This window comes from Halorubrum aethiopicum, assembly GCF_001542905.1.
In the GTDB taxonomy this organism is placed as follows: Archaea; Halobacteriota; Halobacteria; order Halobacteriales; family Haloferacaceae; genus Halorubrum; species Halorubrum aethiopicum.
Map to the genome: position 1 here is coordinate 1603484 of NZ_LOAJ01000001.1, position 13215 is coordinate 1616698.

At 71.2% G+C, this 13215-nt stretch carries 11 protein-coding genes and 1 pseudogene; 4 read left to right on the top strand and 8 right to left on the bottom strand.

Annotated elements, in window-relative coordinates; translation table 11 throughout:
- Positions 1–19: 19 nt before the first annotated feature.
- From AXA68_RS07670 to AXA68_RS07685, 4 genes are all read right to left on the bottom strand, one after another.
- Positions 20–919: an MBL fold metallo-hydrolase gene (locus AXA68_RS07670; protein ID WP_066414904.1), complete on the bottom strand. Its 900-nt coding sequence runs from the start codon at positions 917–919 to the stop codon at positions 20–22.
- A gap of 16 nt (positions 920–935) precedes the next feature.
- Positions 936–2768: a radical SAM protein gene (locus AXA68_RS07675; protein ID WP_066414907.1), complete on the bottom strand. Its 1833-nt coding sequence runs from the start codon at positions 2766–2768 to the stop codon at positions 936–938.
- Positions 2769–2851: 83 nt separating this feature from the next.
- Positions 2852–3262, bottom strand: a complete 411-nt coding sequence (locus AXA68_RS17580; protein ID WP_394326468.1) for a type II toxin-antitoxin system PemK/MazF family toxin — start codon at positions 3260–3262, stop codon at positions 2852–2854.
- Positions 3202–3570: a helix-turn-helix domain-containing protein gene (locus tag AXA68_RS07685; RefSeq protein ID WP_066414913.1), complete on the bottom strand. Its 369-nt coding sequence runs from the start codon at positions 3568–3570 to the stop codon at positions 3202–3204. Before AXA68_RS07685 ends, AXA68_RS17580 begins: the two co-directional genes overlap by 61 nt.
- Positions 3571–3685: 115 nt before the next feature.
- On the opposite strand from AXA68_RS07685, the gene AXA68_RS07690 reads away from it, so the two are divergent.
- From AXA68_RS07690 to AXA68_RS07695, 3 genes are all read left to right on the top strand, one after another.
- The gene (locus tag AXA68_RS07690) at positions 3686–4069 is read left to right on the top strand and encodes a hypothetical protein (RefSeq protein ID WP_066414919.1); all 384 of its coding nucleotides are present in this window, start codon (positions 3686–3688) and stop codon (positions 4067–4069) included.
- A gap of 81 nt (positions 4070–4150) precedes the next feature.
- On the top strand, positions 4151–4306 hold the full coding sequence (locus AXA68_RS17070; RefSeq protein WP_198530033.1) for a DUF7559 family protein: 156 nt from the start codon (positions 4151–4153) through the stop codon (positions 4304–4306).
- A gap of 4 nt (positions 4307–4310) precedes the next feature.
- Positions 4311–4778, top strand: a complete 468-nt coding sequence (locus AXA68_RS07695; RefSeq protein WP_066414922.1) for an Hsp20/alpha crystallin family protein — start codon at positions 4311–4313, stop codon at positions 4776–4778.
- Position 4779: 1 nt separating this feature from the next.
- Here AXA68_RS07695 and AXA68_RS07700 read toward each other — a convergent pair whose 3' ends face one another.
- Positions 4780–5982, bottom strand: coding sequence for an NAD(P)/FAD-dependent oxidoreductase (locus tag AXA68_RS07700; protein WP_066414925.1), 1203 nt, complete (start codon positions 5980–5982; stop codon positions 4780–4782).
- A 51-nt stretch (positions 5983–6033) separates the two neighbouring features.
- Positions 6034–6815, bottom strand: a pseudogene (locus AXA68_RS07705) (DUF7388 family protein).
- A gap of 348 nt (positions 6816–7163) precedes the next feature.
- On the opposite strand from AXA68_RS07705, the gene AXA68_RS07710 reads away from it, so the two are divergent.
- Complete coding sequence (locus tag AXA68_RS07710; RefSeq protein ID WP_066414927.1) at positions 7164–8189, top strand: glutathione S-transferase family protein; 1026 nt, start codon at positions 7164–7166, stop codon at positions 8187–8189.
- 372 nt (positions 8190–8561) lie between these two features.
- Here AXA68_RS07710 and AXA68_RS07715 read toward each other — a convergent pair whose 3' ends face one another.
- Both AXA68_RS07715 and AXA68_RS07720 read right to left on the bottom strand, forming a co-directional pair.
- Positions 8562–11066, bottom strand: a complete 2505-nt coding sequence (locus tag AXA68_RS07715; protein ID WP_066414929.1) for an efflux RND transporter permease subunit — start codon at positions 11064–11066, stop codon at positions 8562–8564.
- 111 nt (positions 11067–11177) lie between these two features.
- A complete protein-coding gene (locus AXA68_RS07720) occupies positions 11178–13214 on the bottom strand; it encodes a COG1361 S-layer family protein (RefSeq protein ID WP_066414931.1) in 2037 nt (678 codons plus the stop codon).
- Position 13215 lies beyond the last annotated feature (1 nt).

Consider the following 13215-nt stretch of genomic DNA (forward strand, 5'->3'; position numbering starts at 1 on the left):
CGGCGTCGGGGGTGGTCCGCTAGCCGTCGATCCACGACGCGTCGATCCGCCCATCGGCGACGAGTTTCGTCAAGTGCGCGCGGACCGTCGCCCGCGCGAGGTCCTCGACGCCGGTCAGGTCCTTCTCGTAGGCCGCCTCGAGAACCGACTCGACGTCGGTCGCGCCCGCCTCCACCGCCGCGAGCACCCGCTCTTCGCGCTCGGTCCGGTGGTCGATCAGTCGGTCGCAGGCCGCCGCCGGGTCGTCGCTCGCGGGCCCGTGGCCAGGGTGGAGCCGGGAGAAGTCGCGATCCCGGACCCGCTCCAGGCTCGCGAGGTACTCGCGGAGGTCGCCCTCGGGCGCGCCCACGACGACGCTTCCCGTCGCGACCGCGAGGTCGCCGACGAGCGCCTCCGCCGGCGGGTCGGCCCCGGTAGCGTCGTCATCACCTCCCTCGCTCCCGCCGTCTCCTCCGCTTCCGCCGTCTCCGCCCCCATCCGCGACCGCGAACGCGACGTGGTCGGGGGCGTGTCCGGGCGTCTCGAGCGCGCGGACGCCGGTCGTCCCGATCGCGTCGCCGTCGCGGAACGTCGCGTCCGGGTCGATCCCGGTCGCCTCGCGGAACCGATCGACGTGGTCCGCGTGTGCATGGACGGTCGCGTCCGTCCGGGCCGCGTAGTCGGCGACCGCGCCGACGTGGTCCGGGTGCGTGTGGGTGACGGCGATCGCCTCGATCCCGGTTTCAGCGTCGTCGTCCGCCGCCGCCCCGTGTTCCGCCACGGCCGCGTCCAACGCCGCCGTCCGGGCCGCGGGGTCGACGAGGAGCCCGTTCACGAGGTACGCGTTCGTCGTTCCCGTCGCGGCACGGGTGTCGACCGGGACCTCGACGCGGGTGACCGCGGGGGGCGATCCGGACTCGTCCGCGTCCGACCGATCCATCAGTTCCTCCGATCCGTCAGTCCCCCCGACCGAGCGGCGACCTGGCGTCGGGACCGGGGCCGGAGCCGGCGCGCTCGCGGCCGGGGATCGGGACGCGCGTGTCGCCGGCGACCGCGAACCGCGAGAGGTCGGCGACGCCGGCGTCGACCGCGTCGACGGTCTCGTAAGGGCGGCCGACGACGACGTCTCCCGCCGTGTTCCGGTTGATCCCGGGGATCGCGGTCAGCTCGTCCATCGAGGCCGCGTTGACGTCGAGCGGGTACGGGACCCCCGTCACGGAGCGGTAGCCGTGGTCCGTGACCGCCACGTCGATGGCGGTTCCCAGCTCGCGCTCGCCGGGGACGGCGACGAGCAGCGCGTAGGTGCCGAGCTGACGGCCGAACGTCTTGCCGTCCTGGTGGTACTCCAGGTGGACGTCGGGGAGGACCGTGCCGGGCGGGACCACCCGGTCGAGCATCGGGTTGTCGATCGTCTCGCGAACCTCGCGTTTGTACGCCTGGAAGCGGTCCCTGTGCTCCTTCGCGATCTCCGCGCCGGTCTCCGCCATCTCCGTGCCCGCGAACGCCATCACCTGTCGGACGTTGATCCGGCGGAGCATGAGTCCCTCGTCGTAGACCGACTGGAGGAACCGCTTGTTGTGTTCGTACGTCTCCGGGCGCTCGCCCGCGAGCCCGTGGACGAGGTTGATCCCTGGGAGGAGCTTCGGCAGCCGCGGCGAGGCGTCGGGCCCGGTGGAGGGGCCGTAGCGGCGGTCGGGGTCCGGCCCCTCGACGCCGCCGGGTTCGCCGGCCGTCGGGTCGCCCGGCCGCCAGCCGCCCTCCTCGTTGACGACGCGGACCGCCTCCAGACACTCCTCCGCGGTGACGAGCAGGTTGTTCTCCTCCTGGACGACCGGGTCGGCGGACTCGAGCCCGAACGCCGCCGTGTCGCCCGGCGTGTTGTGTTCGGCGATGACCCGGATCGCCTCGCGGGAGGCCTCGGGGTAGTCGGTGATCGTCACCGGGTTCATGTTGTCGAGGTGGAGCGTCTCGAGGTCGGGCGCGACCTCGCGGATCCCGCCGTACAGCTCCCGGAGCGCGTCGGGGTTCGGGGCCTCGCCGTCGCCGCCGAACGCGAGGATGTCGGCCTGCCGACCCAGCCGGAAGTGCTTGACGCCCCTCTCCGAGAGCGCGTCCACCTCGTCGACGACGGAGCGCGCCTCCCGGAACGACGGGTTGCCGTAGAGCGGCTCCGTACAGAACGAACAGCGGTAGGCACAGCCGCGGGAGGTCTCCATCTCGCAGATGAGGTAGTCGGGGTGGTTGGGGTGGTGTTCGACGACGAACGCCCCCTTCGCCGCCCACCGGTCGACCTCGTCGTTGTCGCGCATCCGATCGTTGAATCCCTCGAGCCCGTTCGCGACGAGGTCGTGGGCGGCGGCCTCCACGTCCCCCTTCGCGACGAAGTCGTAGTCGAGGTCGTCGCGCTCGGTCTCCTGTGCGCCGGCGTTCTCCTCGCCGACGCCGAAGCGGACCGGGCCGCCGAGCAGCGTGACGCCGTCGGCGGTCCACCCCAGCTCGCGCACCTCGTCCGGCTCGGCGGGCGTGCCGCCGACGTAGCTGCCGGGGACGGTCATCCCGCCGACGTAGACGAAGAGATCCGCGTCGGCGACGTCCGCGCGTTTGTTCCGGTCGTCGCGGAGTTCGTCGATGGTGTGGTAGGTGATCTGTCCCTCGGGGACGCCCGCGTCGACGAGCGCGCCGGCCGTGTACCGCGGGTACGTCGAGACGTACGGCGGCACCCCGAAGTGCGCCGGCTCGTCGACGTAGCCGTCGACGACGGTGACGGAGAGGTCGGCCGGATCGGTCATGTTGGAGGCCCGTACTCGGCCGAGAGGGAAAACGCGTGCGGAACGGTGGGGCGACAAGCCGCTCGATACGTTCGTCTCTCCGGTTACAGATACGCAGAAAGCGTTTCGACCGCTCGATCGAGCGGTTCGCTCTCGATACGACAGACGTAGGCCGTCATCAGTTTCGGAACGAGCGACGCCACTGCGTGCGGAACTACCGAACTGTCCCGCGGCGCACGTCGGTGACGATACTGATCCGGTTCGATCGGGATCCGCTCGTCGTACCACGTCCTCGTCGTCAACCCCATGACGACGTATTGTCGCTTATCGAAGGGATGTCGTTCGGTGTTGACGACGACCCACGGACGGGTCGCGTCGTCTTCCGATTTGAACGGGTCGGGTGCGAGAACCACGTGACCTCGTTCGAGGTCGTCGAAGGCGGGATCCGAACCGCTCACTCGTCTTCCCCGTCCTCGTCGCTCTCCGCGTCCCCCTCCCGCGCCGCGGCCAGCCACTCCTCCCGGCTCTCCGGTCCGAGTTCCTCGTCGAGGAAGCCTGCCGTCGAGGCGAACGTCGTCGCCTCCCGGACCGTCTCGAGATCGCCGATGGCCCAGTACGGTTTCCGGTGACGAACCAGACCGCGATCCGCGAGCCGCTTCAACACCGGATGGATCGAGTTCTCGTTGATCCCGGTCGCTTCGGCGATCTCGGCCGCCTTGTACGCCTTGTCGCGGTTGCGGACCAGGAACGTGACGACCCGTTCCCCGTTCGTCTCCCGCTGGTCCGGGTCGCGCGAGTCGAACTCGTCGATACCGATGGGCATATCTGCTGGATCACTCGGTTTTCGATATAAATGTATGTGTATATGTATGTATTCTTGTATTCTCTGGATTCTCTCCTCCGATCGTTTATGACTGATCGAGGCGAAACGATCACGTATGTCTCCCCGCCGCGCGACCCTCCTCACGTACGGCTCCGTCGGGCTCCTGGCCGCCCTGAGCGCCGCTCGGCTCCTCGAGGCCGGCGGAGTTCCGTGGGCCGTCCTCCTCGCCGTCGCGGTCGCGAGCGCGCTCCTCGTCGGCCCGGTCGCGTGGCTCGCCCGCGACCGGCTCCCCGAGGACCGACGGGAGACGCTCCGGATCGTCGGGATCGCTCTCGCGCTGCTCGCGTTCCCGGTGTGGCTGGGCGGCTCGCTCGCGTTCGGGCTCCCGCTGCTCCGGTGGCTCGACGTCCTCCTCGTCGGCGTCGCGGTCGGGACGGTCCTCGTCGTCCTCGCCGAGCGGACCGTCGTTCCCGAGCGACTGCGCGGGTTCGGCGTCTGAGCCGGCCCGACCGAACTCGGTCCGCTGCTCTCGTCGCCGCCGCCACGTCGTTTAAGCCGTCGCCGGTCCAACGATCGGGCAATGCCATCGACGATGGAGGTCAAATGCGAGAGCGACGACTGCGAACTCGACATGTTCGAGAACCACTACACCTACGACGTGCCCGACGACCACGCCGTTTCCGACCTGACGTGCCCGTACTGCGGCGGGAGCGATCTGTCCGAGATCGAGGTGTGACCCCGTGACCCGCATCGTCGACACCGGCCGCTCGGTCCTCCGGCAGGCGCTCGAGCGCGTCGGTCGCGGCTGGAGCCGGATGCAGGAGCGGCGGCCCCTCTCCTCGGACCTCCTCGAGAGCGACGACGCCTACCTCGTCGTCTTCGACGCGGCCGGCGTGAGGGGCGAGGACGTGGACGTGACGTTCCTCGACCGGACCGTCGAGGTGCGGCTCGATCGCTTCCGCGACTTCTACGACGGGTTCGACGTGGTGTTCCCCGGCCGCGGGCTCACCCTCTCCGGCAGCGCCGAACTCCCCGCCGACGCCGACGTGACTCCCCACGGCGCGAACGCGACGCTCACCCGCAACGGCACGCTCCGCGTCGAGATCCCGAAGGACGGCGCGGCCGAGGCGGTCGACGTGATCGAGGAGGGCGAGGAGGGGACCGAGGCGACCGACGATCCGGACGGCGAGGCCGACGACGGCTCGTAGCTCACCGGTTGCTCACCGACATCCCTTCCTCGATCTCGAACGTCTCGTCGCCCTCGAACCGGTTCGGGTCGAACGCCTCGATCCACGGCGAACCGGGATCGTCGACCGACGCGCCCGACAGCGACGCGAGCACGCCCTCCGCGAGGATCTCGCCGGTCGCCGGCGCGCGCATGAACCCGTGGCCCTGCCAGCCGGCGGCGACGAAGACGCCCTCTCCGACCGGGCCCAGGATCGGGTCGCCGTCCGGCGTGGCCGTACACAGTCCGGCCCACGCGCGCTCCACCTCGGGGTCGTGGTCGGCGCGCTCGCGGAGCGTCCCCGAGACGTTCTCGACGAACCAGTCGTCGCCCTCGCGGTCGTACGCGTCGGGATCGGCCTCGAACGGCTCGGTGCCGTCGCCCGCCAACAGCCCGGTCGGGTGCGGCCGGAAGTAGACGCCGGCGGTCGCGTCGTACGTCATCGGGCCGTCGTAGGCGACCCGGCTCGTCAGCGCCTGGACGCGGTACGGCTTCACCGGCACCGCGATCCCGCCATCCTCGAGGAACCGCTCGGTGTGCGCGCCGACCGCGACGACGACCGCGTCGAACTCCCGTTCGGCCCCGTCGACGCGGAGCGTCGCGCCCGCGTCCGCGACGAGTTCGACCTCGGCGTTCGTCTCGACGGTCACGCCCTCCCGCGCCGCGCGCTCGCCGAGCGCGACGACGTAGCTGCCGGGGTCGGCCCAGCCCGCTCCCTCGCCGACGGCCGCGATCGCGAGGTCGTCCGTCCGGAGCGGGAACCGCTCGCCGAGTTCCTCGGGGTCGACGACGGCGACCTCCCGGCCGTGCCCGCGCATGCGGTCGACCATCTCCGGCACCGCCTCGGCGTCCTCGTCGCCCTCGCGGACGGCGATGACGTACGGACAGGGCGTGAACGCGAAGCCGGACAGCGTCCGGTCGAACGCCCGGAAGCGCTCCATCGCGCGGGCCCCGACCGCGGCGTCGACGTCCTCGGCGTAGGCGTCGTAGAGCACGCCCGCCGCCCGCCCGGACGCGCCGCTCGCGAGGTCGTCCCGCTCGAGGAGCGTCACGGTCGCGCCGCGCGCGGCGAGGTCGTGGGCGGCGGTGACGCCGACCGCGCCGCCGCCGACGACCGCCACGGACGGGTCCGCGGGTCCGACGGCGTCCGAGGGCTCCACAGCGTCCGAAGGGTTCGAGTCTGTCATCGACGACCCTTCTCGAAGCGGCGATAAAAACGGTCCGGCGGCGGGAGGTCCCTACGAGAGGAACTCGTCTATCCCGCGGGCGGGGTAGCCGACGACGCGGTCGACGCCGGCCTCCCGGAGCTCCTCGACGCGCTCGCGGACCGTCTCCGGCGAGCCGACGAGCGCGAAGTCGCGCGCGGCCGCCGAGAGCACCTCGCGTGCTCGCCCGGTGGCGGTCGCGTCCGTCGGGGGGTCTCCTCGCCGGGACCGTCCCCGCCGGGGAGCGCGCGGGCGACCGGGCGACGCCGGGAGACGTACGCGCCGACCGCCTCGAGGACCGCGTCCTCGTCGTCGGTCAGCACGGTCGGGGCGTAGACCGCTATCTCGCCGTCGAAGCCGGCGGCGCGGAGCGCCCGTGCGTCCCGGTCGGTCGACCGCGAGAGCAGCTCGTACTGCGTCCCGCCGGCCGCGAGCGCGAGCCGCTCGACGCCCTCGGTCCCGATCCACGCGTCCGGCGCGGCCTTCCGGGCGGCCCCGAACCGCGGGGCGATCGCTCGGGACGCCTCCGACTCGTCGAGGTACGCGCCGTGTCCAGCGACGAGCAGTCGGCGCGCCCGGTCGGGGATCCGGTCGAGCAGCGAGTCGTCGCCGAGCGGGTCGAACCCGTCCGCGCGGACGGGCGTGGTGACGTACAGCGACTTCTCGGCGGCGATCGCCTCGAGCGTCGCGGCGTCCGGGAAGTGCTCGCGACCCTCGTAGTCGATCGCCACGCTGTCGACCGGGAGGTCGACCGCCCGGGAGACGTCGCACTCGGCCGGCTTCAACGCGGCCGCGTCGATCCCGGCGCGAACCATCGAGTTCGCGTCGGCCGGGACCTCGCGGTCCGAAGCCTCCGGATCCGAGGCATCCCGGTCCTCCTCGGCCGCCTCGCTCTCGCTGCCGGTCAACATCTCTGTACACCCCACGTCGATCGGCGAGCGGCCGTCGCCCGCGCTGAACTGTCCGTGCTCACGTAGAACTCCTCGTTACGATCGCGGAACGCGATCCATCGCCTGTGCGGCCATGATGGAGGTGTATACCGCGTCGGCCGGGTTAAACCCGTCGGCATGCGGCAACGATCGCGGACACGGCGGACCGACACGGTCGCCCGGCGACGCGCACGTCCCCGCCCTCGTTATGGGTCTCGAGCCCGTCGTTCGGGTATGAACCAGCTCGTCGACGGCGAGTGGCGAACCGACGCGTACGAATCGACCGACGAGGACGGGGCCTTCCAGCGCGGCGAGACCACCTTCCGGAGCTGGATCGCCGGCAGCGACGTGCCCGAGGGCGTCGACGCCGAGCCGGACGAGCGCTTCCAGCCCGAGGCGGGGCGGTACCACCTGTACGTCTCGTACGCCTGCCCGTGGGCCCACCGCACGCTGCTGGCGCGGTCGCTGCTCGGCCTGGAGGACGCCATCGGCGTCAGCGTCGTCGACCCGTGGCGCGGCGAGGACGGCTGGCAGTTCACGCCCGACAAGGAGGGGTGTACGCCCGACCACCTCCACGGCAGCGACTACCTCCGGGAGCTGTACGTCGAGGCCGACCCCGACGCGACCTGCCGGGTGACGGTTCCGGTTCTCTGGGACACCGAGGAGGAGACGATCGTCAACAACGAGTCCCGCGAGGTCCTCCGCATGCTGACGACCGCCTTCGACGACCTCGGCAACGACGTCTCGCTCCTCCCCGACGACCCCGCCGAGCGCGACCGGGTGGACGAGGTCATCACCGAGATCTACGAGCCCGTCAACAACGGCGTCTACCGCGCCGGCTTCGCGACCTCACAGGAGGCGTACGACGACGCCGTCGACGACCTCTTCGGCGCGCTCGACCGCTGGGACGACCACCTCTCGGACCGCCGGTACCTCGTCGGCGACACCCTGACGGAGGCGGACGTCTGTCTGTTCACCACCCTGATCCGCTTCGATCAGGTGTACCACACCCACTTCATGTGTAATCGCCAGTATATCCACCAGTACGAGCACCTCTGGCCGTACCTGCGCGACCTGTACACCACCCCGGGCGTCGCCGACACGGTGAACATGGACCACATCAAGGAGCACTACTACACGACCCACCCGGACGTGACTCCCTCGGGCATCATCGCGCGCGGCCCCGACCTCGACTTCGAGGCCTCCCACGACCGCGACCGGCTCTCCGGGTCGCCGCCGACGCCCCGCGCCGACGACTGAGCGAGGTCCGGATCGGTTCCGCTGAAGCTCTCTACCGCTGAAACGTGCTGTTCCATCGCGGTCAGTACAGTCGAAGCAACGAGCGATCGCCGGAGCGGTGGCGCGCCTCCGAGTGTCCCGGAGGGGCACGAGGAGCCCGCGAGGGAGTCGGCCGACCGGAGCGAAGCGAAGGGCGGCCGACGAGGCTGGGGAGGCGTGAGGTGCGGGGCTGTGCGGGGCGGCTGGGGCTTTGAAAGAGTTCACCGCGCCAGCAACGACACCGTTCTCATCACCTCGATTACACACGAAACAGCCGTACTATAAGTACTCGAGTCGCATCGGGCGTTTCACGCCGACGGTGTCCGAAGACAGGATCTCGACGGACCTCCGACCCTACCGTCCCCCGCGCTCCGCCTCGCTCTCCTCCCGAAGCGTCGCCTCCAGCCCGAGCCCGACGCGGGAGCCGTAGCGGTCCCAGACGACCACCAAGGAAGGAACCAACACGATCGAACAGAGGTACGCGTAGAGCACGCCGAGCGCGAGCAGCGCGCCGAACTCCTGGATCAGCGGGATCACGGCGAGCCAGAGCACGCCGAGGCCGGTGACGGTCGTGAGCATGCTCCCGGTGAGCGCGCCGCCGGTGCCGCCGATGGTGACGTCGAGCGCCTCCTGAAGCGGCTCGCCGGCCTTGTACTCGTCGACGAACCGGTGGACGAAGTGGACGGTGTAATCCACCCCGAGCCCGATGGACACGGAGAGGATGGGCGCGTTGATCGGCGTCAGCGGGATGTCGAGCAGCCACATCGATCCCGCCAGGAGTCCGACGGTCGCGAGCACGGGGACGAGGTTGAGAACGCCGTACACCGCCTTCCCCTCCAAGTACCGGTAGGATAACATGAGGAACGCCGCCGTGAAGACGAACGCCGCGATCAGGCTCCGGACGGCCGACTCGAGGAGCAGATCGATCACGGCCTCGTTGACGACGAGGGTCCCGGTCGCGACCGCGTTCAGCGGCGTCCGCTCGGCGAGCGCCCGCGCGTCCGCGACCGCCTGGGCGCTCTCGACGCCCGGCCGGATCGTGTAGTCGATGCGGGCGCTGCCGCGGTCGGCGGCGATGTAGCCGCGCGCTCGCTCCTCCGCGGAGGAGTCGAGCAGCGCGTCGTACACCTCGTCGACGTTGCGGTCGGGGACGCCCGTGCCGAGGCGGTCGTTCCGCTGGACGAGCCGGCGGAACTCGGGGTCGCTCTCGGCACGGTCCTCGATCACGGTGACGATGCTGGTGCTCTGTGCGCGACGCCGGTCGGTCGTCGCGAACGTCTCCGGCGGGTTCCGCGTGGTCCGGTCGATGAGCTCGAGCGAGTCGTCGTCGCGGACCGACTGGTCGATATACAGCGTCACCGACCCGACGAAGTCCTGGTCGAACTCCTCCTCGAAGAGGGTGAGCACGTCGAGGAACGTGTACTCGGTCGGCGCGAGCGGCTCCGGAAGCTGGCTGTACGTCTCCAGCCGATCCTCGTCCGGGAAGAACGCCTCCTCGGAGAACTCGGTGTCGACGCCCGTCCCGTACGCACCGCCGAGCGCCCCGCCGAGGAGCACGACGACCACGACGGCGATCGGCGCGACCCGCGAGAGGTCGACGCCGACGTGGAGGACGCGCCCGAGCCGCGACCCGCCAGTCCCGAGCGGCGTCGACCCGAACTCGGGGACCGGCAGCCGCTCGCGCCACCGGTCGACGAGCACCTTCGCCGCGGGGAGGTAGACGCCGAAGACCACCAGGGTGAACACCATCCCCACGGCGGCGACGATCCCGAAGTCCCGGTTCGGGTCGAACGGGCTCACGACGTTGGCGATCAGGCTGACCACGGTCGTGATCGTCACGAGCAGGAACGCGATGAACAGCTGGTCGGTCGTCGTCCGCATCGAGTCGCCGATCCCGCCGCCCGCCAGCCGCTCCTCGCGGTACCGGTTGATGATGTGGATCCCGAAGTCGATCCCGACCGCGACGAGGAGCGGGAAGACGGTGACGAGCGAGTCCGAGAAGGGAATGCCGGCGTACCCCATGAACCCGAATGTCCACAGCACCGACATCCCGAGCGCGGAGAGCCCGAGCAGCATGTCGATCGGGTCGCGGTAGGCGAAGAGCAGGAAAAAGAGGATGAACAGGACCGCCGCGGGGAAGACGATGACCGCGGTGTCAGTCAAGAGCGCGTTGATCTCGCTCTGAAGGATCCCGTCGCCGAACAGGATCGCGTTCTCGCCGGCCTCCATGCCCGGCACCGAGTCGACGACCTCGACGCTCCGGACCTGGAGCGTCTCGACCCGCGCGGTCGTCGCCGCGTCGGGCACGTCGTAGGTGACGCCGACGATCGCGCTGTCGGCCTGCTGTGCGGTCGGATTGTAGTCCGTCGACACCTGCGCGGCCACCGCGCCGGACTCGTCGGCCGCCGCGATCGCGGCGGCGAGCTCGGTCGGCGTCGCCGCCGCGACCGCGTCGCGCTGTTCGCCGGGCGTCTCGGCCGACGAGTCGAGCCGGCGGGCGATCGCGTTCGCGTGGCTCGTCGTCGACGCGACCCGGAGCGTCGAACGCGACTCGAGTCGCTCCTGCGTCTCGAGGATCCGCACGAGCGCGTCCCGCGAGAGGACGTTGTCCCCGGTGACGATGACCTGCGCGGCGGTGGCCGAGCCGCCGATCGAGGACTCGAACTCCTCGTCGATCTCGTCGAGCGCCTGCTGGGCCGGGATGTCCTGGGTGAACTGGTCGGCCCCCGCCGACGTCGAGATGGCCGTGACGCCGCCGAACGCGACGACGCTCACGAGCAGGAACGCGACGACGACGGCGACCGGCCGACCGGTGGCGAGCTCGTCGATGCGCTCGACGACCCGATCGGCGGCGGTCACCGCCGCCCCCGCGAGCGCCGTGCGACGCGCCTCGCTCGCGGCCGCGGCGGCCGGCGCGGTCGCGGCGACCGCCTCCGCCGGGATCGACGCGGGTCGGGTCCCGTCATCGGGTCACTGTCGCCCGCGGTACCAGACCGCCCCGCCGACGAGCCCGGCGAGGACGAGGATCCCGAGAACGATCGTGCCGATCGAGGGACCGCCCCCGCCGTCGTCGACGGGCTCGGTCACCTCGAGCGGGTACTGAGTCACGTCCGAGATCCGGTCGTTCCCCTGCTCGTCGTCGTACCGGAAGTCCAACTCGATCGGGTACGTCCTGGCGCCCGCGCTCCCCGACGCGGAGACCTCGAACCAGATCTCCCTCGACTCGCCGGGCTCGAGCTCGTCGACGAACGCCTCGTCCGTCACGGGTGAGATCGGATCGTCGGCGTACAGCCCGGCGTTGATCGACGAGAGCGTCTCGGGGCGTTGGTTGGTGATCTCGAAGGTGATCCGCCGCGTCTCGCCGGCCGGCACGACCGGGTCGTCGGCCTCGATCGCGAACTCCGGCTGCCGCGGGGCGACCTCGATCCGCGCGGTCGACTCGTCGGTCAGCGTCGCGTCGTCGCCCATGTACTCCACGGTGAACCGAACCTGTCGAGGGCCCGGATCGGCCTGTCCGCTCACGTCGGCGTCGAACGAGAACGCCGTCGAGTCGCCGGGCTCGAGGTCGGGGAGCGCGTACCGGCTCTCGCCGAGCGTCACCCGCGTGCTCTGCGGCTCGGCCACCAGCACCGCCTCGTCGACGGTCCGCGGTCCGTCGTTCGTGAGCATCCCGTCTATCGATCCCGAGTACCCCACCTCCAGGGTCGAGTCGACGCCGTCGACCGCGAACGACTGGCCGGGCCCCACCTCGATCCGCGCGGTCGACTCGTCGGTCGCGACGCGGTCGCCGCTCCCGTGTTCGACGGTGAACCGGAACTGTCGCGGGCCGGCGTCGGCCTCCGGAGTCACGTCGGCGTCGAGCGAGAACGCCGTCGACTCGCCGGGCTCGAGGTCGGGGAGCGCGTACCGGCTCTCGGGGAACGTCACGCCGGGGCTCGTGGACTCGGCGACGAGCACGGCGTCGTCGACGGCCAGCGGGCCGTCGTTTTCGACCGTCCCGGTGACGTTGCCCGAGTGGCCCACCTCCAAGCTGCCGTCGACCCCGTCGACGGCGAACCGCTGTTCGGGCGTCGGCGTCACCCCGACCCGCGAGGACGGCGAGGTGACCTCCGCCCCGTCGCCGTCGCGGTACTCGACGCTCGAGCGCAACACGTAGGTCCCGCCGGCGAAGTCGGGCGCGACCGAGGAGTCGAACGTCACGGTTCGGTTCTCGCCGGGAGCCCAGTCGCCGACGAACACGTCCGGCGGACCGTTCGCGCCCACGGTGACGCCGCTGCCCGAGACGCTCCCCGTGACGATCGCGTCGCGGGCGGTCTCGTCGCCGACGTTCCGCAGCGTGGCGTTCACCTCGCCGGTCCCGCCCACCTGCGCGTCGGTCTCGGCGTCGACGATGGCGAACCGCGCCCCGTCGTCGACCACGACGGTGACGTCCAGCTCCTCGCTCCGGGAGGAGTCGTAGTTGGTGCTGCTGTTCGGAACGATGGTCCGCGTGTAGTGGTAGTCGACCGTCACGTCGAGCTGGTACTCGCCGTCCGCCGCGTCGTCGGGGACGGCGATCTCGATCGGGACCGAGGTGGGCGTGCCCGGCGGCACGTCGCCGACGGCGATCTCCTCGCTCGTCACCGCGATCGGGTCGTCGTCGTCCTCGGCCTCCGCCTCGAGCGTGAGGCTCCGCGCGGTCGTCACGCGCGGGTCGACGTCGCTCCCGATGGACATCTCGCCGGTGTTGAGGAGGTCGACCTCGATCGTCGTCTCGCCGCCGGTGGGCACCGTCGGCTGGGGGAGGTACGCCTCGAGGTCGGGCTCGCCGCGGACCTGTCCGAGCTGGTCGACCGCGTCGCCGTCGGCCACGGAGATCGCCTCCGCGGGGGCCGTCGCTGCGGGAGTCGTCGCTGCGGGGGCCGGCGTCGGCTGCGCGGCGACGCCGCCGAAGCTCCCGACCGCGGCGACGAGGAGCGCGCCCGCGACGACGACCGCGACCGCCGTGCGCCCGCTCGGCGGCGTCACC